This is a genomic window from Gilliamella sp. Occ4-3 (genome assembly GCF_001690675.1).
In the GTDB taxonomy this organism is placed as follows: domain Bacteria; phylum Pseudomonadota; class Gammaproteobacteria; order Enterobacterales; family Orbaceae; genus Gilliamella; species Gilliamella bombi.
This window is the reverse complement of record NZ_LZHR01000050.1, coordinates 47,578-73,680: the sequence shown is the minus strand read 5'-3', so window position 1 is coordinate 73,680 and position 26,103 is coordinate 47,578. Positions and strand designations below refer to the sequence as shown.

Annotated in this window: 21 protein-coding genes; 12 read left to right on the top strand and 9 right to left on the bottom strand. The window is 35.1% G+C overall.

The window, feature by feature from the left end:
- The 5 genes from A9G44_RS05815 (at window position 1) to A9G44_RS05795 (ending at window position 6,743) form a co-directional block, all read left to right on the top strand.
- Entirely contained in the window at window positions 1-2,568 is a 2,568-nt protein-coding gene (locus A9G44_RS05815) for a DUF5682 family protein (RefSeq protein ID WP_081298273.1), read from the top strand.
- Between the two features lie 9 nt (window positions 2,569-2,577).
- The gene (locus tag A9G44_RS05810; protein ID WP_065609766.1) at window positions 2,578-3,762 is read left to right on the top strand and encodes a VWA domain-containing protein; all 1,185 of its coding nucleotides are present in this window, start codon (window positions 2,578-2,580) and stop codon (window positions 3,760-3,762) included.
- Window positions 3,759-5,933 (top strand): hypothetical protein, encoded by a 2,175-nt coding sequence (locus tag A9G44_RS05805; RefSeq protein ID WP_065609764.1) that lies wholly within the window; start codon window positions 3,759-3,761, stop codon window positions 5,931-5,933. Before A9G44_RS05810 ends, A9G44_RS05805 begins: the two co-directional genes overlap by 4 nt.
- Before the next feature lie 274 nt (window positions 5,934-6,207).
- Window positions 6,208-6,459: a type II toxin-antitoxin system Phd/YefM family antitoxin gene (locus A9G44_RS05800; protein WP_065609784.1), complete on the top strand. Its 252-nt coding sequence runs from the start codon at window positions 6,208-6,210 to the stop codon at window positions 6,457-6,459.
- Window positions 6,456-6,743: a type II toxin-antitoxin system RelE family toxin gene (locus A9G44_RS05795; RefSeq protein ID WP_065609762.1), complete on the top strand. Its 288-nt coding sequence runs from the start codon at window positions 6,456-6,458 to the stop codon at window positions 6,741-6,743. Before A9G44_RS05800 ends, A9G44_RS05795 begins: the two co-directional genes overlap by 4 nt.
- Window positions 6,744-7,549: 806 nt before the next feature.
- On the opposite strand, the gene yccS is transcribed toward A9G44_RS05795, so the two are convergent.
- Window positions 7,550-9,694 (bottom strand): YccS family putative transporter, encoded by a 2,145-nt coding sequence (gene yccS, locus A9G44_RS05790; protein ID WP_065609760.1) that lies wholly within the window; start codon window positions 9,692-9,694, stop codon window positions 7,550-7,552.
- Between the two features lie 520 nt (window positions 9,695-10,214).
- On the opposite strand from yccS, the gene A9G44_RS05785 reads away from it, so the two are divergent.
- From A9G44_RS05785 to A9G44_RS05775, 3 genes are all read left to right on the top strand, one after another.
- Window positions 10,215-11,270 (top strand): hypothetical protein, encoded by a 1,056-nt coding sequence (locus A9G44_RS05785; RefSeq protein ID WP_143426326.1) that lies wholly within the window; start codon window positions 10,215-10,217, stop codon window positions 11,268-11,270.
- Window positions 11,271-12,199: 929 nt separating this feature from the next.
- The gene (locus tag A9G44_RS05780; protein WP_143426325.1) at window positions 12,200-13,585 is read left to right on the top strand and encodes a hypothetical protein; all 1,386 of its coding nucleotides are present in this window, start codon (window positions 12,200-12,202) and stop codon (window positions 13,583-13,585) included.
- 852 nt (window positions 13,586-14,437) lie between these two features.
- Window positions 14,438-15,811 (top strand): hypothetical protein, encoded by a 1,374-nt coding sequence (locus A9G44_RS05775; protein WP_143426324.1) that lies wholly within the window; start codon window positions 14,438-14,440, stop codon window positions 15,809-15,811.
- A gap of 407 nt (window positions 15,812-16,218) precedes the next feature.
- On the opposite strand, the gene pgm is transcribed toward A9G44_RS05775, so the two are convergent.
- The 3 genes from pgm to A9G44_RS05760 form a co-directional block, all read right to left on the bottom strand.
- Entirely contained in the window at window positions 16,219-17,856 is a 1,638-nt protein-coding gene (gene pgm / locus A9G44_RS05770) for a phosphoglucomutase (alpha-D-glucose-1,6-bisphosphate-dependent) (RefSeq protein WP_065609752.1), read from the bottom strand.
- A gap of 100 nt (window positions 17,857-17,956) precedes the next feature.
- Window positions 17,957-18,460: a hypothetical protein gene (locus tag A9G44_RS05765; protein WP_065609750.1), complete on the bottom strand. Its 504-nt coding sequence runs from the start codon at window positions 18,458-18,460 to the stop codon at window positions 17,957-17,959.
- A 22-nt stretch (window positions 18,461-18,482) separates the two neighbouring features.
- Window positions 18,483-18,668, bottom strand: a complete 186-nt coding sequence (locus A9G44_RS05760; RefSeq protein ID WP_065609748.1) for a hypothetical protein — start codon at window positions 18,666-18,668, stop codon at window positions 18,483-18,485.
- Window positions 18,669-18,834: 166 nt separating this feature from the next.
- Here A9G44_RS05760 and A9G44_RS05755 point away from each other — a divergent pair, with 166 nt between their 5' ends.
- Both A9G44_RS05755 and gloA read left to right on the top strand, forming a co-directional pair.
- Window positions 18,835-19,335, top strand: coding sequence for a glycine zipper 2TM domain-containing protein (locus A9G44_RS05755; RefSeq protein WP_065609746.1), 501 nt, complete (start codon window positions 18,835-18,837; stop codon window positions 19,333-19,335).
- Window positions 19,336-19,557: 222 nt separating this feature from the next.
- The gene (gene gloA / locus A9G44_RS05750) at window positions 19,558-19,965 is read left to right on the top strand and encodes a lactoylglutathione lyase (RefSeq protein ID WP_065609744.1); all 408 of its coding nucleotides are present in this window, start codon (window positions 19,558-19,560) and stop codon (window positions 19,963-19,965) included.
- A 56-nt stretch (window positions 19,966-20,021) separates the two neighbouring features.
- Here the strand turns inward: gloA and gmk are convergent, their stop codons facing one another.
- Window positions 20,022-20,645 (bottom strand): guanylate kinase, encoded by a 624-nt coding sequence (gene gmk, locus A9G44_RS05745; RefSeq protein WP_065609742.1) that lies wholly within the window; start codon window positions 20,643-20,645, stop codon window positions 20,022-20,024.
- Window positions 20,646-20,873: 228 nt separating this feature from the next.
- Here gmk and A9G44_RS05740 point away from each other — a divergent pair, with 228 nt between their 5' ends.
- The gene (locus A9G44_RS05740; protein WP_065609741.1) at window positions 20,874-21,578 is read left to right on the top strand and encodes an AzlC family ABC transporter permease; all 705 of its coding nucleotides are present in this window, start codon (window positions 20,874-20,876) and stop codon (window positions 21,576-21,578) included.
- A complete protein-coding gene (locus tag A9G44_RS05735; protein ID WP_065609739.1) occupies window positions 21,565-21,888 on the top strand; it encodes an AzlD domain-containing protein in 324 nt (107 codons plus the stop codon). Before A9G44_RS05740 ends, A9G44_RS05735 begins: the two co-directional genes overlap by 14 nt.
- A gap of 87 nt (window positions 21,889-21,975) precedes the next feature.
- Here A9G44_RS05735 and A9G44_RS05730 read toward each other — a convergent pair whose 3' ends face one another.
- The 4 genes from A9G44_RS05730 to hemC all read right to left on the bottom strand — a co-directional run bounded on the left by A9G44_RS05730 (window position 21,976) and on the right by hemC (window position 26,076).
- Window positions 21,976-22,875: a heme biosynthesis HemY N-terminal domain-containing protein gene (locus A9G44_RS05730; RefSeq protein WP_065609737.1), complete on the bottom strand. Its 900-nt coding sequence runs from the start codon at window positions 22,873-22,875 to the stop codon at window positions 21,976-21,978.
- 10 nt (window positions 22,876-22,885) lie between these two features.
- Window positions 22,886-24,328, bottom strand: coding sequence for a uroporphyrinogen-III C-methyltransferase (locus A9G44_RS05725; RefSeq protein ID WP_081298272.1), 1,443 nt, complete (start codon window positions 24,326-24,328; stop codon window positions 22,886-22,888).
- Window positions 24,329-24,415: 87 nt separating this feature from the next.
- Window positions 24,416-25,159, bottom strand: coding sequence for a uroporphyrinogen-III synthase (locus tag A9G44_RS05720; RefSeq protein ID WP_065609733.1), 744 nt, complete (start codon window positions 25,157-25,159; stop codon window positions 24,416-24,418).
- Entirely contained in the window at window positions 25,156-26,076 is a 921-nt protein-coding gene (gene hemC / locus A9G44_RS05715; protein ID WP_065609731.1) for a hydroxymethylbilane synthase, read from the bottom strand. Before hemC ends, A9G44_RS05720 begins: the two co-directional genes overlap by 4 nt.
- Window positions 26,077-26,103: the final 27 nt, after the last annotated feature.

The window sequence follows — 26,103 nt, the reverse complement described above, 5'->3', positions numbered from 1 at the left end:
ATGGGAAGCTCACCATTACCACAACGTCTACAAAATGCTTTGATATGTCGAGATGCATTACAACAAGCGCAGATCTATTTTGCTCCAGTGCGCCATCATAGTCCTGCTTGTAGTTATGCTTTGCGACAGTTGATTACTCAAATTAAACCGACTCATATTTTGATTGAAGCACCTGCTAGCTTTTCAGAAAAACTTGAGGAACTACTAAATAATAAGACAGAGCCACCCATTGCTATACTTTGTCAAACAGATCTTCAAGTAGACGAAGTTGTCTTTCAGAAGAATGAAGAATATAGTGAAGAATATAAAGAGGATGATATGGCTAACTCGCCATCGCATCAAATTACTCGCTCCGTATTTTATCCATTTTGTAGTTACTCACCAGAGTGGCAAGCAATGCAATTGGCAAAACAATACAATGCAAAAATTCAATTTATTGATCTTCCTTGGGCAGAACAAGTTACTCAAGAATTCACATCATTGCAGAGCAAATCATTACTTTCTGAAACCTATCTAAAGCATAGCCAATACATTACTCAATTGGCTAAGAAATTACATTGCCGTGATCATGACGAAGTTTGGGAGCATTTATTTGAATTAAGAAATTTTACCGATCTTGCTGATTGGCAAACATTTTTTGAAGATACGTTTATTTGGTGTGCAATGGCGAGGCTTGATTACGATTCATCATCACTTGAAGCTGAAGGATCGAGCCAACGAGAACAGCACATGTTAACCGCAATTGGGCGATTAAAAAAATCGACCCCCGATGCAAAAATTGTGGTGGTCACAGGCGGATTTCATACTTTAGCATTATTTGAAGGATTATGGCAAAACAAGCTTCTATTACCCAAACGAACCGATATTACCCGATTTAATCGACAGCAGAAAAGTGGCGACAGGGATCGAACTTGGCTTATTCGTTATAGTTTTGATCGTCTTGATGCATTAAATGGTTATACAGCAGGGATGAATTCTCCTGCTTATTACCAAAAATCTTGGCAATCAATGCTGGCTTATGAACAAAATTCTAACCAACCGCAAACAACCCAATGTTATCGAAAAACACAATTGATTGATTTTTTATCGATTATTACTGATAAATTAAGAAAAAAGCAAAATTGTAGTGATGCAATTGGTTTTATCCCTTTAAAGTCGGCGATTGAACAAGCCTGTTTATTAGCTGAACTTCGAGGTCATTATGGTCCAGGTCGTTATGATCTGCTTGATGGTATTCAATCTGCTTTTATCAAAGGAAGTATTCACGATGTACGCAGTGATTTTTGGCAAATAGTTTATCGTAGCTTATCAGGAAATCAATTAGGACAAATTCCTAATGATATAGCCTCACCACCACTTGTTAATGAAGTTTATTCAACACTTAAAAAATACCGTTTTAAGCTCGACGACACATTGCCTAAAACTACCCATATTGATATTTACCGTAACCCAGAACATCGGCAACGAAGTCGATTTTTACATCTACTTGCCTTTTTGGACGTTGGATTTGCTAATCGTCTTGACGGACCAAATTATCAATATGGAACAAGGTTAACCATTATGTTTGAAGATTGGCAATATTTATGGACTCCAATGGTTGAAGCTAGGTTAATTGAGCTGTCAGAGCAAGGCACGCAACTTGAACAGATTGCTATACAAAAATTGCAACACTCAATAGAGCAATTAACAGAAGATGGAATGGCACAATCTTGTTTGTGTGCAGTAAAAGGGGTGATACAAGCGGCGTTAATGGGATTACAAACCTATTTCTCTCAATTATTAGTGAAATTATCATCATTCTTAGAAGTTGACAGTAATTTATTGTCATTAGTGGATTGTGGGCATCGTTTACTCTATTTATGGCAAGGTCGGGACTTTTTAGCACTTAATGTCAGTTCAACTTTGTTAGCATTGCTAGCTAAAGTACCAAAACAAGCCTTTTTCTTACTTGATACATTAAAACAATCCGATACAGAGCAACAGCAAGAAAATTTAAAAACATTATTATTATTTAGAAATTTAATAAATAATCTACCAGATAAGCTAGATGTGAAAAAGTTGAAACAGGATTTTTACCTGAATTTACATCGTTTACAACCGTTATTAAGCGAGGCGCCATTGATTCGGGGCGCTATTGATAGTATTGCTTATTTGGACTCTCAAATTAGCCAATCAGAATTTGACCACAAAATAAAAATGGCTTTTGAGTTAGGATCCCAATATGAACATGCAAGTAGCTATTTTATGGGGATAATGCAATGTGCACCCGAATTAATTATCCACTCTTCACAATTATTAACAAGCCTTGATGAATTATTAGCGAATTGGAAACAAGATCAATTTATCGAAATACTTCCTGATTTACGACTTGCATTTACGCAACTCACACCGAAACAAAATGCGATAATTGCCGAAAAAATTTCTAAAAAATATAGTGCTGAAAAAGAAGATATGAGTATTGAGCAATATAGATTTAGTGAAGAAGAATTGCAAAAAACACTTTCTTTGGAATTATCTATCTCCCAATATATTCATCAACAACAACTACAAGATTGGTTTAAACAGTAAGGATTTAGCATGATCGGCAATAAAAAAATCATTGATAAAAAAAATGTTGCTCATGTTAAGCGATGGCGATTGATATTAGGAAAATATGCAGATGGACACCTTAATCAGGCGACATTTAACCAACATGATCATAACTTAGAACAAACATTAAATTATCTTTATCAGCATGAATACCGCAAGCGAGGTTTAAAAATAGGTGATGAAGATAGTAGGGATAGCGTTAGAAAAAAGATTTCACCTGGTGGCAATGAAAATTCTGTATTTAACACAGTAAATTGGCTCAATAAAACGCGAAAACTGTTCCCTAAAAGTACATTTGAACGCATGCAACAGCAGGCGATTGCCCGTTATCAACTGCAAGGAATTTTAAACGATCCTAATGTTATTAAAGCGTTAGAGCCGAATTTGAACTCTGTGCGTTTATTAATGAATTTAAGAGGGCAATTAAAAAGTGAAGTCTATTTGGCAGTTAAAGAGTTGATTCAAAACGTTGTTGATGAAATTTTACAAAAAATCAAATCCGATTTTGTTAATGCCTTGATAGGTAAAAGGAATCGATTTCGTCGTTCCAAAATACGTTGTAACCAAAATTTTGACTGGCGTGCAACAATTAAGGCTAATTTGAAACATTTTGATCAACAAAAACAACAAATGATTATTGAAAATGCGATTTTTAACTCCCGTGCAAACAAACAATTACCTTGGGATATTATTTTATGTGTTGATCAAAGCGCCTCAATGGATAGTTCAATTATCTATTCTGCTGTTTGTGCTAGCATTATGGCTAAATTACCTTCTGTTAACTTACATTTATTTGTTTTTGACACTCAAATTGTTGATCTGTCTCACTTAGCCCATGATCCTGTGGAAGTTTTAATGACAGTTCAGTTAGGGGGGGGAACTGATATTGCCAAAGCGCTCAATTATGCTGAACAAAAAATTAAAAATCCACAACGAACAATTGTGGTATTAATTAGTGATTTTTGTGAGGGAGGAGCATTAATTCACCTTTATGCAACTGTTTCAAGAATGAACAGCAATAGAGTCAAAATGTTAGGTTTAGCAGCGCTAGATGATAATGCTGATCCTGTTTATGATTTGCAAATATCGCAGCAATTAGCTAACCGTGGTATGCAAATTGCGGCATTAACACCAGAACACTTTGCTACTTGGTTAGCGGAGGTTATGCAATGAATTGGCAACATATCTATTTAAACTATGATCAAGAATCATTGGCACTTTATGCCAATATTGGCTTAGTTCGCCGTGCTCGTAAAGATATCGAGGCTAACAAAGTAAAATTAATTGAAAAAAACAATGAAGATTATTTAGAATTCAATGCAGATGGTCAGCAAGTTAGATTACCTGCTCAAGGTATTCAAGCCGCAAGTTGCAATTGTCTTGCTCACGGGCATTGTAAGCACATTATATCGGCTGTTTTATGGCTACAATCAAATGCTTCGTTGTTAGAACATTCTATTACCGATAGCAATAACATCGATGATGAAAATCAAATTAAACCGTTAGATCAATCCAATGATTCGCATAAATCTGATAATAAAATAAGTACAAAACAGCTTGAAACAATAAGACCTTTAGCTAACGTGTTAACTGAATTATTGTCATTAGATGCCTCCAAACTTTTAAAAAAAGCAGGAAAAAACAATATTTTTAAAGCTTATCAATTTGCGTGTAGTTGGCAAAAAAATCATTCAGTTACGATAGAATACCAAGATTCACAAATACGAATTATTGTTCCAGAAAGCGATACACCTATTATTTATATGGCGGGTACTGGCTTTGATGGAATGATTTCAACTTTCTGTACAAACCAAAAAATGGCAATACATTTAGCAGCTATTGCTTATCTATTTGAAAAAAATAACAAAACATGGCCGTGGCCAATCCAATATCGACAAAGCATAACACATGAAAGTGATCAGCTTTCTGCTGATGAAATTACTTTGATTAAACAGATTCAACAGCATATTTTTAAACTTATCAATCAAGGTTTATCTCATGTGAGTCATAATCAAGCTGAACAATTACAATTACTCAATATGTCAGCAAGATCTCAAGGATTACCTCGTCTGGCTGCAATGCTTCGGCATCTTAGTCAATTGGTTGAGTTACTAGCCAAACGGCATTTTGCGGTTGAAGAACAAGATATACTTCTTTTTTTAGGGCAGATACAAGCCTATACCGAAATGCTATTACATCATCAAGGTGAACAACTTTTCAAATTAAGAGGTAGGATAAAACGCCAATATAAAACAGAATTACAGCCCCTTGAGCTATTACCATTAGGCGGTCGTTGGTGGCAAAGTAAAACAGGTGCCATTGGTGCAACTTTCTACTTTTGGGATATTGAAAAACAACAATACCAAGAAACAACATTAGCCAGATCCTATAAAAACGATATCAATTTTAATCGCACAATGATTTGGAACAGTATGTCAATATGGCAAACATTTCCTTATATGTTGATGCAAAAATCAATAAAGCTTCATCATCCTCGTTTATCAGATACTGGCGAATTGGCGATTCATGGTTCAACGGTTACTTTACAAGAAACAGGGTGGAATGATAACAATTATCAGGATTTTAGATCAAAAGCAGGATTTGAAAATTGGTCAATACTGAGCGACTATTTACAAGATAATCATTTAGATGATTCACCTCTTAATGAGATGTTAATTCTTCATATAGCAAGCTCAAATAAACCTTATTTAGATGAAATTCGACAAAATTTAGTTTGGCAAGTAAATGATAATGATGGAAATAGCCTTTTTTTATGTCTCTTTTGGGATGAATATGAAAAATTACGTATCGATGTTTTAAAGAATTTTTTAGAAACCAACAATCACCCCTTAACCGTATTTGTCAACTGTGTAAAAAATGACAACTTTTTGGATTTAGAGCCTTTTGCATTGCTTTACAAAGAGCAACTAACAGGAGATATCAAAACATTAAACCTTGATTTTGAAGACTTCTGTCATAAAAGTAAAAAAAATAATTCTAAACAAAATGTTATTATAAATAATTATTTAGCGCATAAAAAGCATCTAGGCGAAAATCATTATATGACAGATTCACTTTCAACCTTAATTATTCAACCACTTTTAACGATACTTGAAAGTATGGTGTGTTCAGGAAGACTCGAATTATTCACTGATCAAAAACAGCAATTAATTGCGATCCAATATGATTGTGATACTTTAGGATTAAACACATTAAGTACCGTTTTAAATAAAATTCTCAGTCAACAACAAATAGCGGTAACACATATCTTACAAGCAGTTTACTTGTGTTATCTTTTAAAAAAGACAAACTACCAATTACCAATACAACTGAAAGATTTATGATATAAATAACTTATCGCTATTACATAACTCTAGTAGAAAATAATATTGCGTATTTTTGCGTTTATTATTCAGTAGAGCGTTATATTCTTTTATGCTAAATAAAGTTTTTAAATGTTATAAGACTAATATTCCAGTGTGATCGTAAGGTTCGTTTGGTACTATAAATAATACATAATTAGAATTATTTTAAAGGGTAACAAGCACTGATAAGACTTGTTAACAGGTCTTTAAGGTGTTATATTTAATATGCATAACAAAACAAGGGTATATGATCATGCCTAATATTATTTTGAGTGATACAACTGCAAGTATCAGTGAATTAAAAAAAAATCCAATGGCAACAGTGAATGCAGGACAAGGTTTGCCAGTTGCAATTTTAAATAGAAATCAACCTACATTTTATTGTGTTCCAGCCGAACTTTACGAAAAAATGCTTGATATGATTGATGATCAAGAATTAATTGCATTAGTTAAAGAGCGAGAAAAACAAAAGCTCGTTGATATTGATTTGGAAAGTTTTTTATGAAATACACCATCAAGTTTAGAAAGGATGCAGAAAAAGAATGGAAAAAACTTGATCGAACAATACAACAACAATTTGCAAAAAAACTACTAAAATGTAAAGAAAACCCTCATATACCAAGTAACAAGCTACGAGGAATCGTTAATTGTTACAAAATAAAATTAAAGGCATCTGGGTATCGATTGGTTTATCAAGTTCAAGATAATGTGCTAATTATTATTGTTGTCGCTATAGGAAAAAGAGAGCGTAATGAAGTTTATAACCAAGCGAGTAATCGATTGAAATAATTTAAATATCGTCATATTTTAGTTCAATTTTAATGACAACTATATCTTTTCAATGACATCACCACATAATCATAATATATAATAACTTTCATTCTGTAGAGAAACATATTTAACTAAAATTATTATAGTAAAATACTTAGAATTTTTACGTTAGGTCATTTTTTTTTGATTTATTGCACATTTAATATGATTAGTTGGCTTGATAGTAATCAAAAAATAATATGCTAGTATTTATGTGTACATAACATTTTTAATATGAAAGAATTTACATGATAGATTTTAGGTTAAAATCCTTGAAAGAAAACATGTAGGAGCTAATTTTTGAGTTCGCAATACCTCCTTTTAAAGATTATTGTTGGAACGAAACATCAAAGTATCTGGCAGAAAACGCATTTAACTTTATTGAAAGCATTATATACAACAATGTACCTAAGTATCAAAACCATGGGCATTGGGGGAAAACTGAAGTTAATAAAAAACAGTGGTTCTTAATAAAATCATCATTAATCAAGCTTAAACAGAAGCTTGATCACTCTCTAAATCTAATAGAACTTGAACACGACTTATACGATTTTAAGTTTATTTTTGATAATGATTTGCAAGAAATGACAAATAATTTTTACAAATATAAATCTTCTTTTTCACAGATGATTGGTGATTTTATAACATGGATTGATGATAATATACAAAAATACGGTTCAATTTATATTTTGGGTATATAACATTATTTATCAATAAAAGAATAAATGAATTAATTCTCAAATGCTAGTAATGTGGTTTAAAGGTCAATTCCCTTATTAAACCATTTAATGTTCCAATTCACTTGCAAGCATGACAACCTCAGGCAAAATATCCAAAATCAAAGCCAATTGTTGCATAACTAACAGATCATTATTCGTTTTATCATCATCAATTGAAACAGCCGAAATTGTTTCGATATAATCGGTAACGGATTTTTTAATAGCTTGGTATTCACCGTCGATCTTTTTAATGCTTAATAGATTAATAATATAGACCGACAAATCATCAAATAGATCGAAAGTCTGTTTTGAAAGAGGTTTATCGCGATGCGCACCTAAAGTCGAAAGATAGCTAATCAACGTATGATTAAGTGTTAACAAACGAAATCCCTGATCGATAACAACTGGATTCATATGCGGCTCTTTAGTCATCAAACTAATTAATGACGATAAATCTGCATTACTATCATGCGCTGCACGTCTAGCTAAACGATACATAACATCATTAGTTTTACCAGTCAAATACTGACGACCAATTAACGCTAAGTAATGGCTATCGTCATGGCAAACACGATCCACTAATTTAGGTAGATTTCTAAACTTCCAGTCAGGCCAAATAAAGCTCACAGCAAACCATGCAATAAAACAACCAATTAACGTTGCAATAATGCGCGCGACCGCAACTTCAATACTACTTTCGCCAATTAAACTGAAACTAAAAAACACCAGTAACGTAATAAACGCAGTAGCATAAGCATATTGTGAATTTTTAAATAGAAAAAACAGCCAACCGGTGATAATAATTAACACCAACTGCTCAGGAACACTTGGAAATAAAAACGTCAACGGAATACCTACAATAATCCCCAGAATGGTACCGATTACGCGTAATTTTAACCGATATTTTGTAGTTGAATAGTTAGGCTGGCACACAAACAAACTGGTTAAAATAATCCAATATCCATGTTGCAAATCAGAAAAATGAATCACCATATAACCAACAAAAAACACTACACACATACGAATTGCATGACGAAATAGTGCCGATTTTATGGTTAAATTGTTTCTAATTTTTGTAAAAATAGCATAAAAACTGGTTAGTTCTTCATCGATTAACTGATTATCTTCTTCTGCCTTTGGCAAATGTTGTTCAGTATCAATATTAGCAAGTAACAGATCGATAGAAAGCAAATTTTGATGTAAACTTTTAAGCGCTTTAATCATCAGCATATCGCTTTTATGACTAGCATGATATTGATTAATAGCTTCTTCAAGATACGAAAAATAACGTGAAAACAGCGGATCATGCTGATAAGTTTGATTTAACTTAATTGTCATTGCCAATTGCGCACAAGCTTTTGCTTGCAAATTTAAAATACGAGCAAATCTAAATAAAATATCACTATGTTTAAAATGCACACTAAGCGCTTGATAATGTCCATGCGCTGAACTTGCTCGCTCATGAATATCTTGCGCAACAAAATAATAGCTTAGTAACTTTCTAATATAAGCTTGTCCTCGATAGCTTTTTAAACGATTAAATAGCGAACGTTTGGTATTATTAAAAGCACTAATGAGTTGATTATTACTATTGTTTAATTGCAAAGTCTGTTTTTTAAAACCGTCAGATTCATCAGGATCAAACATCGCTGCCTTAGCATCAAGATACTGTGCTAAATCAATAAAACACTGTGAAAGCGATTGTTGGGTTGTGCGAATAGGTTGGATGATCGATTCAATTAACGAAACAACATTATACCAAAGCGCACCTAACAGCAAAAAACAGGGTAAGGTGTAATTATCGGTAAACAAATTATGCCCAAGCATGGTATAGGCAGCAATTAAAAGTGATCCAAACGCAATCACACCGTAACGTTGCCCAAGCGAACCAAGCATGGTAAAAATAAACGTTGAAGAGACCAAACCAATAATAAAAAATGCAGGATAATCAAATAACAACTCGACTGAAAAAGTGGCAATAGCAAAACAGAACAACGTAAGAATTAAATTAATACAACGGCTTAATAGACGAGTATCGATCTCGGTCAAGCCTGCTGCCACAACACCAAGCGTAAGGGGAATAACTAGCGAAGTATACCCAAAATACCACGGAACCAAAGTCGAACCAGTTAAACTAATTAACATCCGAAGACTAAAAAGAAGATTACTGCTGTAAAAGACTTTACGTAAAGACAAAATAAATGTGTGCACGGTGTATTGGGTTTGGTGTATGTTCAAATAATAGCTACTAGAATACTATATTGCATCAAATAGGGAAAGAGTGCAAAAAAGTTGTTTATTTCCAAGAAAAAGAAAAACAAAAAACTTCAATAAAATCAATAGTCTACCTGAACGATTTTAAAGTAAAAAACACACTTATAGCACCACAATGCTAATATTGCTTGCCTTATCACAGCATCAAAATATACCGATAACGAAATAAAGCTAGCACGCCAAACTGGGCTGTTTGGCGTGTTTGTGTTTTAGATGTTATTAGCAATATTAATCATTCCGCAAAAGCCAATATGTCCTAAAGCTAACACCCTATTTTAATTATAAAATTCTCCTATCTATAAAGTCGAATTGTTTGCATCTTTACATTTCTTTATAAAAAAGTCCGCCAAAAAACTAGTCAATCATTCCTTAAACGGTTATACTTTCATCGTTTAAGAAAAATGAGCTTATTAAATAAGCGAATAAACATAAAAATTCAAATAAAACAAAATATTACTTGACAGGTGAAACGAAATGCAGTACCATTTTAGGCACAAGGCACAAGCACTGGCAAACCTATGTCTTAAATTTATTAAATAATCCTATTCGACGAGTTTTTACACAAAACTTATTTATATCTTCGAAATTATCGCTCAAATCACCTAAAACAGCTTTGCTAGTATTAGCACTGTTATTATTGTCATGGAATGTACAGGCGAATGATAAAAAGGCTCGAGCAGGTAATCGTAGTGATGCAATAATAATACCGTCGCCAGTTATCAATTATGCAAGGCCGAATCTATATGTGGGTGTGGAAACAGTTGCAGGCCCAGCTGACATATGGAATCCTGATAAGGGCTTTTTAGTACAATCAATCAATCCTGAGTCATACAGCCTAAATTTTCCGACTACAGGTGCGCATAATTTATATTTTGATTTACTCATAACTGGAGATATAGATATAGAAGAATTGACATGGGAACCGGTCACGCATGAGGGAATCACTGCAACAGTGACAAATGTTGTAGCTAATGATAGGTGGATTCCTCAAGAAGATAAAGGACAAGTTGTCGCCCGTGTTAAGCTAACAGGTCCAGAGGCAAGAAATCAATGGGACAATCCTAATCCTAGCCCAATTGCTAAGCCACAGTTACCGCAGACGTTTGAGTTAGTGGGTAGAGATATATATGGCGTTGAGGTAGTAAAATATGGATTTGTATTAAGGCAGTGGTTCGTCAATCGGGGTGCTCACCAGGACATTTATAGAGACCATTTAGCATGGTGTAATAGTTTGGGTTATCGAATGCCACGGGTAAGAGATTTAACCAATTCAAACTATAATAATTTAGGCGCCACGCCGTCGTCTGGGGGGAATTATTACAAGCGTCACATAGGCGCTGGCTTTTTCACGGAGTGGGGCACCATGAGCAACTACACTGATGCGGGCTTGGACAGCACCTACTGGACGAGCGACGCCTCAAATGACTTCCAGTTCCCTGTCTACTCGCACAACGGCGTCGTCCTCGGCTTCAATATCAGCTACTCCCGCTGGGGCCTTTGCACCGCACCTTAGTTTTTAGCGTTTAGTTCTTAATCCTTAGGGCGCGGAAGGGGGTTACGGTGCTTGAGAGGATAATATAACAAAGAATAAAGCCCTCGCGTAGTTGGGGCGCTGAGCAGGCAAAGCCAGCGAGCCTTGCGCTTTAATGGCAGAAAATCAAAATAGCACCCCGACCGATACGACTTAAAATCTTGTGCTTTTGTTATTAACTAGCTGTTATTAACAAGTTATTATTAAATAACTATTATCAAATAACAAAAGCGCTTTTATTAAAAAGCCAAATTCAACGTAATAAAAAAATAACTAGCCTATAATTGTTTGATTTCATTTAGAAATGCAAATAAAAACTTAAATAAAATCAATAGTCTACCTGAACGATTTTAAAGTAAAAAACACACTTATAGCACCACAATGCTAATATGCCTACCTTATCAGAGCGTCAAAATATACCGATAACGAAATAAAGCTAGCACGCCAAACTGGGCTATTGGGCGTGTTTGTGTTTTAGATGTTATCATCAATATTAATCATTCCGTAAAAGTCAAAAAGTCTTAAAGCTAACACCCTATTTTAATTATAAAATTCACCTATCTCTAAAGCCAATCGTTTTTATCTTTACATTTCTTTACAAAAAAGTCCGCCAAAAAACTAGTCAATCATTCCTTAAACGGTTATACTTTCATCGTTTAAGAAAAATGAGCTTATTAAATAAGCGAATAAACATAAAAATTCAAATAAAACAAAATATTACTTGACAGGTGAAACGAAATGCAGTACCATTTTAGGCACAAGGCACAAGGCACAAGCACTGGCAAACCTATGTCTTAAATTTATCAAATAATCCTATTCGACAAGTTTTTACTCGAAACTTATTTATATTTTCGAAATTATCTCTCGAATTATTATCGAAATTATCCACAAAACTATCTTTAAAAATTCCATTGGCATTAGCGCCTTTGTTGTTATTGCCGTACTCTTTAGAATCGCAGGCATTATCGGCCACGACTTCTGAGCGCATTCATGGTACTGCACCTTATTTAACCTTTGATGGCGGTGTTACTAAAGTGACTGAAATAAGGGAATTATTAGGTATTAAGTTATCAGACGGTCGAACATTCACACCGCAAAATAATTCTTCATCATCGACAGCGCCAATTGAGTTACCTAATGTAGGGGATACTTTTGCTGATATTGAAATGATAGTCCCGCCATTAAGCGACTCAATAAATATAAATGACTTAGTAACACAAGGTAAATGGGGCGATGATGATGGGGATGGACAGGGAGCAGATGAAGTTACTGCATCAGGGAGTATATCGTTAGTAATAAAAGATAAAGATGGCAATACCGTTAATCGTAGTGATGCATTAGATATATGTAAAGCACCTTATAAGGTAACCTTAGATAGTTCAGGGGGTGCTTTAGAGACTCGTTATGGCATGCCGAATAGTAGTACGTTTAGTGGAGGAACAGCGGAGTATTATATCACACCACCTTCACCGCCCGTTATTTGTTCGGTCGGGCCGAATTTGTATTTGGGTGGAACAACTGGCATTGGTTGGGACGACCCAAGCTTCGCTGGTCCTGCTAACATATGGAGTCCTACTAAGGGTTTTTTAGTTCAGTCAACAACCCCATCATCTTACGACCAAAATTTTCCGACTACAGGTGCAGATGGATTGCATTTTGATTTGGATATAGGTGGAATAGATGCAAGTCAGTTGAGTTGGACAGTTAACACGAGTGGTAGTCTAAATGCAACAGTGAGTTGGAGGTTGTCTGATATATGGATTAACGATGGTTCAAAATATGTACCACGGGTAACGTTGCATGGTCCAGAGGCAAGAAGCCAGTGGGACAATCCCATTCCTAGTCAAATTACCGTGCCATCTTTGCCGCAGACATTTGAGTTGGTTGGTAGGGATAGTCGAGGTAATGAGGTTCGTTATGGATTTGTGTTGAGGCAGTGGTTTGTCAATCGAGGTGATCAATTTAAATTTTATAGTGACCAGTTAGCATGGTGTAATAGTTTGGGTTATCGGATGCCACGGGTAAGAGATTTAACCAATGCGGTCAGAAAAGCTAATCCTTCTATTTCAGGCGCAGCACCTAGTTCACCAGCTAATCATTACAGGCGTCACATAGGCGCTGGCTTTTTCACGGAGTGGGGCAACATGGGCTACCACACTGATGTGGGCTTCGCCGGCACCATCTACTGGACGAGCGACGTTACAGGTAGCTACCAGTTCGATGTCTTCTCGTTCGACGGCTCCGTCGGCGGCTACAGTGCCGGCGACTCCCGCTATGGCCTTTGCACCGCACCTTAGTTTTTAGCGTTTAGTTCTTAGTCCTTAGGGCGCGGAAGGGGGTTACGGTGCTTGAGAGGATAATATAACAAAGAATAAAGCCCCCGCGTAAGTTGGGGCGCTGAGCAGGCAAAGCCTGCGAGCCTTGCGCTTTAATGACAGAAAATCAAAATAGCACTCCGACCGATACAATTTTCAAGCTTGCGCTTTTGCTATTAACTGACTGTTATTAACAAGCTGTTATTAATAGCTATTATCAAATAACAAAAGCGATTTTCTTAAAAAGCCAAATTCAATGTAATAAAAAACTAGCCTATAAATGTTTGATTTTATTTAGAAATACAAATAAAAACTTCAATAAAATCAATAGTCTACCTGAGCGATTTTAAAGTAAAAAACACACTTATAGCACCACAATGCTAATATGCCTGCCTTATCACAGCATCAAAATATACCGATAACGAAATAAAGCTAGCACGCCAAACTGGGCTGTTGGGTGTGTTTGTGTTTTAGATGTTATCTGCAATATTAATCATTCCATCAAAGGTCAAAATGTCTGTAATATAACACCATATTTTAATTAAGAAATTATCCAAAAAACTAGCCAAAATTTTCACAAAAGATTATACTTTTACAGCTGATAGAAAATCAGCTTATTTAATAAGTTAATAAAAATGAAATGGAACATTCATTAATAGGTGAAATATAATGGATTATTGTCGTAGGAGCAAAAATAGGCAGGCCTATATCTTAAATTCTCTTAAAACTTTAAATTATCAAAAACTCTTACAAACTGATAATTTTTTAGGGAATTTAGCGGATTTATTTATACCGCAACTAAAATTCATTTTTACATTCTCAAGCGTATGGTCCTTGACTCCGTTGTTGTTATTATCGTATTCATCGAACTCTCAAGCACTAACGGCTCATACAAGCGGTGTAATACAAGGTAGTGCACCTTATTTAACGTTTGACGAAAGTCGAACTAAGGCTATAACTACTGATGAGCTATTGGCTATCACATTATCGGATGGTAGTAAAATCACACCAAAAATGAATAGTTCCTCGTCTGTAAAGCCAATTGAGTTACCCGTAGAAGGCCAAAGTTTTGCTGATATTAATATGATGGTGCCAGCATCTACTAATTCAGTGAGTATAAATAACTTAGTGACACGTTATCATTATTGGGGAGATGATGATGGAGATGGCGAAGGTAGCGGTGGAGTTAGAATAACAGGAAGTATAACGCTCAGGATAACCGATAGTGATGGTCGAGCAGTTAATCGTAGTGATGTTTTAGATATTTGTAAGTCACCTTATAAAGTGGAATTGAGTAGTACAGACGGTAGTATAAGCACTCATTACGGTATACCAAACACCAGTACTTTTAAAGGTCGTAAAGTAGCATATTACTTCAAACCGAAGGCATCGCCAATCATTTGTTTTGTAAGGCCAAATCTGTTTTGGGGGGACAGATTAAGTGCTGGTCCTGCCGACATATGGAACAACAAAAAAGGATTTTTAGTTCAATCAACCCATCCAGACTCATACAGTCAAAATTTCCCGACAACGGGAGCTGATAATTTATATTTTGATTTCATCATAGGTGGAGTAGACGCTGGTCAGTTGACTTGGGAACCTGTTACTCTGGAGGGAATAACTGCTACGGTAACAAATCTTGTAGCTAGTGATGGATGGATTCCTAATGCTGATAGAAGGAAAGTCGTAGCACGCGTTAAGTTAACAGGGCCAGCAGCAAGCAGTAATCAAAAACAGTCAGATACTCCCAGTATAATTTCCAGGCCAAGTTTACCACAGACGTTTGAATTAGTGGGTAAGGATAGTCGTGGTAATGTATTAAAATATGGATTTCAATTAAAGAAATGGTTCGTTAGTCGAAATAAAGAAGATATAGCTTCTAATCAGGAATCTTGGTGTAATAGTATAGGTTATCATCTTTCACAGACAAGTGATCTTACTAATGAAGGTGAATCTGGACGTGGAGCAAAACCGTCTTCAAGTTATAAACATTATCAACGCCGAATAGGAGCTGGATTTCTTACAGAGTGGGGACCTTTGCATAATTACATTGATGGGGGTTTTGGCTCCTCTTTTTGGTCAAGTGACAGGAAAAAAGATCTCCACGATAATATAATTTATTGGCACGAGATAAGCCCAACAGGTCGTTCTATCTGGAAGGGTGGTACTGTCAGTACTGCGGCTGTTTGTGTTTTTAGTGCTTTGTAAGGTGTAGATAGGAGTTATGGTGTTAATAAAAGACAAAACCAACGTAAAGATAAGTCCCAATAGGAAAAGTTTGCTGTCTGGGTACTTTAATGATTGAAAGCAAAAAAAGCGGTTCGACTAGCAATACTGAAGGCTTACGCTTTTGCATAAAGTGCAAAAGCATTTTTTTAATTCACCACAATAAAAAAATCAACCAATAGTTATTTGATTTCACTTAAAAACTTTAATAAAATCAGTATGCTATCTGAGCTGTTTATATAAAAAATTCTACCGCTTTAGCTTAAAATTGTTCAGAAAACATATTGATTTTATTTGTGTGTTTGTTTTGATATCTTTCTAATAAAAGGATTATGTGAAAAAACAGCAACCAAATAGTTGCTGCTTTTTATTGCGTTTGTTTTTTTCGGTTATTTAATCGCTTTTGCTACAATTTCTTGCGCCTCTTGCTGTAGCGTATTTAAATGCTCGTTACTTATAAAGCTTTCTGCATAAATTTTGTAAGCATCTTCTGTTCCTGATGGGCGAGCGGCAAACCAGCCGTTTTTGGTTATCACTTTAAGCCCACCAATTGCAGCATTGTTAGCTGGTGCAGTGGTTAAACATTGAGTGATTTTTTCACCCGCTAAGTTGTCGGTGGTTAGTTGGCTAGCATCAAGTTTGGCTAGTTTTTGTTTTTCACTAAACGAGGCTGGCGCTTGGATTCGTCCATAATAAGAAATACCAAATTTATCTTCAAGTTCTTGGTACTGTTCTTGTGGGTTTTTGCCTAGTTTAGCCGTCATTTCGGCAGCAAGCAGACATAAAATAATGCCATCTTTGTCGGTAGACCATACTTTACCGTTCGTTCTTAAAAACGATGCGCCTGCGCTTTCTTCGCCAGCAAATCCAAGTTTGCCATTGTAAAGCCCATCGGCATACCATTTAAAACCAACTGGGTATTCTAAGTACTGTTTGTTTAAGCTATTTGCAACTCGGTCGATCATTGAGCTTGTGACTAATGTTTTACCAATAGCAATATCTTTGTGCCATTGTGGACGGTTTTGGAACAAGTAATTAACACAGGTTGAAAGGTAGGCATTTGGGTTCATTAGCCCTTTTGGTGTCACAATGCCATGACGATCAAAGTCGGTATCATTACCAAAGGCTAAATCAAATTGGTCTTTTAATTTTAATAACCCAGCCATAGCCCAACGGCTTGAGCAGTCCATACGAATAACTTCGTCATGATCTAGATGCATAAAGCTGAAAGTTGGATCGACTTTGTTATTAACAATATTAAGGTTGATGCCATACTTTTCGGCAATGCGTGACCAATAGGTAATACCAGCACCACCCAATGGGTCAACACCGATTTTGAGCGATGATGATTTGATAAGAGAGAGATCTAAAATGTTTTCAAGATCGTTGATATAGTCGGTTTCGTATTCTTTGGTGTGGATGTAATTTGAATTTAGAGCCTTGTCTAAGGTGACACGTTTTACACCATTGAGTTTGTTTTTTAGTAATTCATTGGCGCGGTTTTCAATTTGTTTGGTGATGTCAGTATCCGCAGGTCCGCCATTGGTTGGGTTGTATTTTATTCCGCCATCTTCTGGTGGATTATGCGATGGAGTGATAACAATGCCGTCTGATAGCTGTGATTGTTTGTTTTGATTGTAAGTTAAAATGGCATGCGAAATCACAGGCGTTGGCGTATAACCCCAATCACGAGCCATAACCACGGTTTGCTCATTGGCGACAAAAACTTCAAGCACTGATTTTAAGGCAAGTTCTGATAAGGCATGGGTGTCTTGACCAATAAAGCAAGGGCCTGTAATGTTGTTCGCTTTGCGGTATTCGGCAATTGCTTGAGCAACGGCTAATATATGTGCCTCATTAAATGTGCCTTTGTTTGAGCTTCCGCGATGACCTGATGTACCAAAAATGACTAATTGGCTAGCATTATCCGTATCAGGTTGGATTTGGTAATAGTTATTGCGTAATGTTTCAACGTTGATAAGATCTGATGGTTGAGCTAACATTCCTGCGCGGCTTTGCTTGGCCATTTTTTACTCCTCTTTCATAAAAAAATACTTTATATGACTAAAAACGCGAATCTGTTGAGTTTATATCACGTTTTTAGTTTTTTTATTTTTATTTAACCTATTAAGGTAAAAATGCGTTGGTGACTTGGTTTATCATGGTTTCAGATATACCCATGTCACTCATTATTGATTCAATAATATATAATTTTCTGGCAGTATTAGTATTGCTGATAACCCAATAAGGTGTACCAATTATTTCGCGGGGTTTTGTGTTTTTGCCTGATGTTTCTAGTAATTGTTTATCTTTGGCTAAATATTTTCGCTTGCTCCCATGTAAGGATGTTGCGGCAATGGCAAATAGTGCTGGATTATAGTTATACAACGCACTAAGCAGTAATATAAAGCGACTAATAATGGATTTCTCGTTCGTGAAAGCGTCACTAGTTAATAAGTCATTAAACAGGGGATAATGATTCTCTTTTTGTGTAATAGTCTGTTTTTTTGCCGATGTAGATTGGTTTATGTTTAATAAACGTCGTAATATACTAGATGCATCTTCGCCAATGTGTTTAGTTTGACCAGCAATAAATTGGTATAATTCTTCGTCGATTTCGATAGTTTTCATTATGTTACTTGTGCCTATTGTATTATTTCACGGGACATCCTAAAGCAGGAATTTTGCCTAAATGCGAATCATGGGCTGATTTGTTATCTAAACAATCATTCGATGGCTGTTTAATGGCAGCATTATCGGTTGTTGTAGGTGCTTGATTTGCATCATGACAAGCAGTTATCATAACTGATAATGTTAATAGAAAAAATAACCGTTTCATATATTCATTGCATAGTTGATAAATTTTTGTGCTGAGTATAACCTAACTTAAGCATAAATTGTATTGGCTATTGATAAAATAATGAAAATGGTATTGTTGTTTTTTTAAAAAAATATTATTCTAAACTGTGTATAAAAAGCTTATACTATTATTATATGAGGAATAAATTATGAAAAAAATCGTCACGTTAACTATTTTAGCTGCAATTTTATCTGGATGTAGCAATAGTGATGTTTATTCTGGCGATGTTTATACAGCAGATCAAGCAAAACAAGTTCAGCAAGTAAGTTATGGTACAGTTGTTTCAGTACGACCTGTTAAAATTCAAGCTAATGCGTCAAATGGTAAAAGTGAAAGTGTAGCAGGTAGCCTTGGTGGTGCTGTTATAGGTGGCGTTTTAGGTAATACTATTGGTAATGGTAGTGGTCGTGTGTTAGCTGCTGCAACAGGAGCTATTGGCGGTGCGATTTTGGGTGATGCTATTCAAAATAAATCTAGCCAAGCTAGTGGTGTTGAGTTAGAAATCAAGCAAAAAAACGGATCTAATATTGTTCTTGTACAAAAAGGTTCGGCTAACGATTTTTATGTTGGTCAAGCTGTTCGTTTAGTCACTAATGGTAAACAAATTAGCGCATCACCACGTTATGGTAGTAGTACAAAAAAATAACGCTTAATTTTATTAGTTTTGGACATATTGTCCTTAAATAACAACTAATTTTCGCTCATCTTGATGATGAGCGAAATACTTCGGTTAATAATTTGATTAAGACAATTCTTGTTGTTTGTCTTCTACCTATAATCACTCAGTTTTTAACAAAAATTTGCCTGTCTGAATTCTAACGTATAAACTCAAACAAATTATTAATTGTTATAAAAGGATAATAAAGCAATGCGTATATTACATACTATGATTCGAGTTGGCGATCTACAGCGCTCAATCGATTTTTATACTCGTGTAATGGGAATGCGGGTGTTAAGAACTAGTGAAAATACTGAATATAAATATTCACTTGCATTTGTTGGTTATGGTGATGAAACAACTAGCTCAGTTATTGAGTTAACTTATAATTGGGGTACCGATAAATACGAGCATGGTTCGGCGTTTGGTCATATAGCTATTGGTGTTGATGATGTTGCTAAAATGTGTAATGATGTCAAACAAGCTGGAGGAAAGGTAACGCGCGAAGCTGGACCTGTAAAAGGTGGCTCAACCATTATTGCTTTTGTTGAGGATCCTGATGGCTATAAGTTAGAGTTGATCCAAAATGATCAGGCTGATAAAGCGTTAGGTAATTAATTTATTCCATAAAAATATCGCCACTTTTTGGGCGATATTTTTCATCTTATTTCGAATTATTCCCCTAGCAAATCTATTAATAATTGCCTATTGATGATAGCTTGTTTTGGTTGCTCAAGGCTGGCAGCGGTAATAATGGCACTTAAGGCATTTAATGAAGTGTCAAAATCATCGTTAATAATGACATAGTCATATTCGTTATAATGCGAAATTTCAGATCGGGCTTTTTGCATTCTTTTGGCAATCACATTGTTGTCATCTTGTCCTCGTTTAACTAGGCGGTTTTCAAGCTCTTTGAGCGAAGGTGGTAATATAAATATGCTTTTTGCTTTTGGCATTTTTTTGCGTACTTGCCTTGCACCTTGCCAATCAATATCCAAAAAAACATTAATTCCTTGCGATAGGCTTTGTTCTATTTCGGCTTTAGATGTTCCGTAATAGTGATCAAATACGTTGGCATATTCGACAAATGCTTGCTGATCAATTAAAGATTCAAAGTGTTTGTGATCCACAAAGTAATAGTGTTCACCATGCGCTTCTCCTGGGCGAGGATCGCGCGTAGTATGCGAAATTGATACTTTAGCTTGATGTTGATTTTTTTGAGCTAGATAAGCTTGGATCAGGCTTGATTTGCCTGCACCACTTGGTGCAGAAATGATAAATAAAGTTCCTGTATGCATAGATATATTTGTCACATTAATTGTTATTAAGTTATTTTGATTGTCATCAATATTAGTTAAGCAATATTATAGCAAATATTCGACAATATATTGTGGCTTATTGTAAATTAAGTTATTAAATTAATGTTTTGTTTTTAGTCAAAATAGATTTAAATAGTCAGTTTTAATATGTATTTGCAATATAGGCAATATTAATCTATAACATATTGTTATTATTAAGGAATATTTATGCCATTATCATTTAAAGATGGAGTTTATGCTTGTGTCCCAACACTATTGGGGTATATCGGTATTGGTATCGCTGCTGGTGTTGTGGGTAAATCGGCAAATTTATCGGTACTCGAAATTACATTACTGGCTATTATTGTTTATGCAGGCGCTGCGCAGTTTATTATTGCTGGATTAATGATAGTAGCTACGCCTATTTCGGCTATTATTTTTACGGTTTTTTTAGTTAATTCACGTCATTTTTTGATGAGTATGGCGACAGCGCCAGCTTTTCGCAAATCATCGTTATTAAATAATATTGGTATCGGTAGCTTATTGACCGACGAAAGTTTTGCCGTGGCAATAAATGCGATGACAAATAAAGTGCCAGTTAATGCTGCTTGGATGCATGGACTTAATTTAACTGCTTATATTACTTGGATTTTGTCTTGTTTTCTTGGTGCTTTAATCGGAGAGTGGTTGCCTGATCCTATGCAATTTGGTCTAGATTATGCTTTAGTTGCCATGTTTATTGGTTTGCTCTATTTGCAATTGATCAGCGATAATAGCAAAAGTCTTAAAAATCGGCTTTTAGCCATGTTAACCGTTGCTGTTTTGCTAATTTTCTTAATGCGTTTTGTGTCACCTGAAATGGCTATTTTAATCAGTACGTTTGGCGGTTGTTTTATGGGTATGGCAATGGAGAAAAAGCATGACAACTTATAGTTTATTGATTATTTTAGGTTGTGGGTTAGTAACTTGGTTGCCAAGAGTGATTCCATTTATATTAGTTCGTAAATTTCAGTTACCTAATGTTGTGACTCAATTCTTGTCATATGTACCTTTATGTATTTTAACAGCACTATTTGTGCAAAATTTATTTGTGGCAAAAGAAGGGCATTTTCCAGATTTTAATGTGGAATATTGCTTAGCGACAATTCCAACCGTAATTGTCGCCTTTTTGACTAAGAATCTGATGTGTATTGTAGTTACTGGTATGTGCTTTATGGCGTTAATTCGCTATTTTATGATTTGATTTGTATCAATCAATAACTTAATTTTAATCATTATTGTGAGTTCAAACAAAAGCAGGGCAATTGCCCTGTTTTTCTTGTTATATTTTTTATGTTCTTTCTTTTTGTTCAAGTTTACTAATCGATTTTAATATCTTTTCTGCTTCGCTGTCTTGGCCTAGTTGAGTGAGATAATTAGCCATCGCTTTTTGATAAGCCATATTATTTAAAATGGCTCTTGGTTGTTCATTCCACCATTTTACTAGTGTTTGTGCATCACTATTAGTCGATAATTGCTTAATTCGACCAATATAGGCTGCTTGTTTAAACTGATCTAGTTGCGACTCGCTGTACACTTTAGCTTTGTACATTGCTGGTAATAGGTCAATAATCGCTTGATAATCACCCATTTCATAATAAAGTTGATCTGCTAATCTAAGTACTTCAGCATTGCGAGGCTTTTCGTTTAGTAGCTGATCTAATGTGATGCGTGCAGTTGTGTATTCTTGGTTTTTTAGTTGCAATCTAATTTGTACTAGCTGAAAGGCAAATAACTCATTAGGTTGGCAACTTTTAGCGGCTTGTTCTAGCGACTGATTAGCGGGGATTAATTCATCATTATTAATTTGAGCTTGTGCCGCAAGTAAATACGATAAGGTGGTATTTTTTGCCCCTTTGGCACTTTTGATAAATAGTTTAGCAGCTTGCTTATAATCACCTTCAAGTAATAACATTTGCGCTTGTTCAACACGTTTTATCGATTTTTTTGGCGACTTTAAGCGTAGCCAATTGCCTAATGCTGTTTTAGAATTAAAAATTTTATTCAATAAACAATAGATTAAATAAAGGCAAAGTAGACCAACTAATTCAAGTATCATAAATGAATTAAATGACATGCTGACACGATATTTGGCAAATTCAAATACCGCTGAACCTTGGTGGCCTTGTAATAATGGTCCCAAAAAGAATCCACCCACTAGTACTAAGAAAATAATTAGTATTTTTATCATTATTATTCTCCTATTTTGTTAACATTGAGCGAACGCGGGTTTGCATTAGTTTTTCAAGTTCGCCAATGCTAGTTAGGCTTTCAGGCACATTTTGATTGCTGATTGATTGATTTTGCAAATTTTCAAGTTCATTAATAAATGCTTTAACGCTTGGAGCATTCCCATCAAAATAAGCATTAACCCAAATTGCGGTTTCATTTAGTGCACGTTGGTAAATAAGTTCTTGATGTCTTGGTACGGCTTGCGCTGCAATCAATAAACGGAAGCGGATGTTTTCACGTAGGTAAAGCGACTGTTCCAAATTCAGTGGTGCTTTTAATATTTGGCATTTGACGATTTGTTTTTCGTCTTGTCCTGCTTGTTCTAAGCAAGCCTTAAAGTTGGACTCTTTGTCATCAAGTTTTTCTATGGTGATAAATTTATCCATAAAAGTCTTGGTACTGTTTAATAAATTATCAGACCAATCGTTAACCGATGATGATACCTCACTATTATTATCATTAGCTATATTGTTAATGTTTGTTTGTGGTGTGTTTGTAGCATCTTCGGCATATTGTGTCATGCCAAGATCGATATCTTTATAATTACCTACTAAAGGTAATTCGGTAAGCGATTCTGATAAACCGATTAAATTCATAATAATGCCATCGGTATCAGTAAAGCTTACTTGAGCAAGTGAATTAATATCCTTACTAATTGCTTGTCTTGCAGGCAATAGGCTTGGGTCATCAGCTTGGGTTAGGCTTTCGTCAGCACTTTTTAGTAGTAATCGTGCGGATGTGTAGTCTTGGTCACTCCAAATTTTACGACCAGCTAAATGTACTAAGTAATTGGCTTGTGAAATTAACCAAACATTGTGATCACTTGTTGACATTGCTGCTAAGCGTTCATTGATATTTTGTAAGCTTTGTTCTGTCAATTTTTGTGAATCATTAATTTGAGTTGTTAATTGTTGCTGTAGCTGTTGTTGATCACTCAGTTTACGATCAATACGCTGTTCTAGTGAATTGAATTGCTGATTTTGTTTATTAACTGCGTCGGTAATACTACTTTGTAAATCATTTGTTATACTTTGCTTGGTTGTTTGTTTTAAATTGGCCAGCTCAGTTTGTAATATTGAGATGGTTTTTTTTTGTTTTTTAATTTCCTGTTGACCATAATAAAGCCCCAAACCACCTAAGCAAACAGTTAATGCTATAGCAATTATTGATAGTTTTGAAACGGGTGATTTGCTTGTGTTCTTAGTGTTATCGCTAACACTGTTTTTAGGTTGGGATTTAGATTCCACAGATGGATTGGATTGAGTGGTTGTTTGATTTTTTTTATCTTCTTTCATAGTGTTATTCGCTTCATTTTGAACCGCTGTTATCGTTATTTGACTAAACGAAGTTGTGTTTATTGTTGAAAGTGTTGCATTGGCACCGTAATATTTTGGTGGCATAAATAACCTCATTTAGATTTCTAGAAATTTATGTTGCATTATGACATAGAGTTAACATTGTTTTAAATAAATTTTAATTATTGTCTTAATAAGTAAGTGTCATAGATTATTTATATTATCGGCTATAGTATAATTTATCATTACAGCGTTAAAAAGCTTTTGATTATTCGCACTACTCACTAGTTGAACTTTTTGCCAATTAAGTTGTTTCGCTTTTGCAAAAATTCGTTGGCTTGTTACTACAAGATTAGCATGCATTTTATGTTCAAGATTGATATATAACTCAAGCTGGATTAAGTGTTCTAGACTAGTAATAATGATGATTTGATTTTCAATATTACTAGATAATATCTTTGGCGGATAGGTGATTGGCTCACGGCAGTAACACGTTATTAATTTTACTTTGGCTTTTCGATTTGTTAGTGTTTGAGATAATAATTGCCGACCTGAATTACCGCATAAAATTAAAACAGTATGATTTTGTACAGATTCTTGCTGTAGTTTTATCAATAATCCTTCACTGTCTTCTTGTTCTGGATAATTGACTTTAGTTGTGGTGAGCTGGTTAAATAATTGTGCTGACTTTTTTCCTATTGCGTAATACCGAACATTAGTTGGTAATATTAGATTGCCAATATAGGTTTTAATAACGTGTGTAACTTGTGGTGAAACAACGATCACAATATCGTTAGGTAAAAGTTTATTCAGTTGTTGTTGTAAATTTAGTAGGTCATTGCCTTGTGAAATAGTAAAAAATGGAAGATGTTGTACAGGCAAATTTGCTTGAGCAAATAGTTGGGTAAGGTTTTCACCCTCTGGAGAGGGTCTAGTTACATAAATCATCCGCCATTTAATTCCTTTAATATTGTTTTCGCACCTTGATCTAATAAGCGTTTTGCTAATTCTTTTCCTAACTTTTCGGCTTCAGTTATACTGCCTTCTAATGCCACTTTGATTATTTTAGAACCGTCAATGCGTCCAACAAGTCCTTGTAGTGATAAAATATTGTTATTTAATTGGCTATAACAAGCAATGGGTACTTGGCATCCGCCTTGTAAGGCTTTATTCATTGCTCTTTCTGCTTCAATACAAACTCGGCTATGTTTGTCATCAAGCACTGAAAGAATCTCTAATATTTTTTTGTCATCTGCTCGGGTTTCAATACCAATAGCACCTTGTCCGACAGCAGGTAAAATTAAGTCAGTATCAATATATTGTTTGATTCTGTCTTGTAGTGCTAAACGTTTTAAACCCGCTGAAGCTAGTATGATGGCATCGTATTGTTGATTATCCAATTTAGCTAAACGAGTGCCGACATTGCCACGAAGATCTTTAATTTGTAAATGGGGATATTTTGCCCGCAATTGACATTGACGTCGTAAACTTGATGTACCAATTATCGCACCATTGGGTAGCTCATCTATATTTGAATATTTATTTGAAATGAAGCTATCACGTACATCATCTCGCTTGCAAATTGTGGCTAGTGTTAATCCTTCAGGAAACTCAGCAGGGATGTCTTTTATTGAATGGACTGCAATATCTGCTTCGTTATTTAATATTGCTTGTTCTAGTTGTTTTACAAAAAGACCTTTACCACCAATTTTTGATAAAGGGCTGTCTAGCAATACATCACCTTTAGTTACCATGGGAATTAATTCCACAGTCAAATTTGGGTGATTAGTTAAAATTTGTTGCTTAACAAAATTTGCTTGCCATAGCGCTAATGGGCTTTTACGAGTTGCAATGCGAATGTTCAATTAATTTCCCTATTTTTGGTTTAGGTG

Bases quoted from the DNA above. Each gene is read 5' to 3' on its own strand.
- A9G44_RS05725 (WP_081298272.1), bottom strand. From the start codon at position 24,328: ATGAGGTTATTTATGCCACCAAAATATTACGGTGCCAATGCAACACTT.
- A9G44_RS05760 (WP_065609748.1), bottom strand. From the start codon at position 18,668: ATGAAACGGTTATTTTTTCTATTAACATTATCAGTTATGATAACTGCT.
- pgm (WP_065609752.1), bottom strand. From the start codon at position 17,856: ATGGCCAAGCAAAGCCGCGCAGGAATGTTAGCTCAACCATCAGATCTT.
- A9G44_RS05765 (WP_065609750.1), bottom strand. From the start codon at position 18,460: ATGAAAACTATCGAAATCGACGAAGAATTATACCAATTTATTGCTGGT.
- gmk (WP_065609742.1), bottom strand. From the start codon at position 20,645: ATGCATACAGGAACTTTATTTATCATTTCTGCACCAAGTGGTGCAGGC.
- A9G44_RS05810 (WP_065609766.1), top strand. From the start codon at position 2,578: ATGATCGGCAATAAAAAAATCATTGATAAAAAAAATGTTGCTCATGTT.
- A9G44_RS05800 (WP_065609784.1), top strand. From the start codon at position 6,208: ATGCCTAATATTATTTTGAGTGATACAACTGCAAGTATCAGTGAATTA.
- A9G44_RS05720 (WP_065609733.1), bottom strand. From the start codon at position 25,159: ATGATTTATGTAACTAGACCCTCTCCAGAGGGTGAAAACCTTACCCAA.
- A9G44_RS05805 (WP_065609764.1), top strand. From the start codon at position 3,759: ATGAATTGGCAACATATCTATTTAAACTATGATCAAGAATCATTGGCA.
- A9G44_RS05795 (WP_065609762.1), top strand. From the start codon at position 6,456: ATGAAATACACCATCAAGTTTAGAAAGGATGCAGAAAAAGAATGGAAA.
- A9G44_RS05815 (WP_081298273.1), top strand. From the start codon at position 1: ATGGGAAGCTCACCATTACCACAACGTCTACAAAATGCTTTGATATGT.
- gloA (WP_065609744.1), top strand. From the start codon at position 19,558: ATGCGTATATTACATACTATGATTCGAGTTGGCGATCTACAGCGCTCA.
- A9G44_RS05730 (WP_065609737.1), bottom strand. From the start codon at position 22,875: ATGATAAAAATACTAATTATTTTCTTAGTACTAGTGGGTGGATTCTTT.
- A9G44_RS05735 (WP_065609739.1), top strand. From the start codon at position 21,565: ATGACAACTTATAGTTTATTGATTATTTTAGGTTGTGGGTTAGTAACT.
- A9G44_RS05740 (WP_065609741.1), top strand. From the start codon at position 20,874: ATGCCATTATCATTTAAAGATGGAGTTTATGCTTGTGTCCCAACACTA.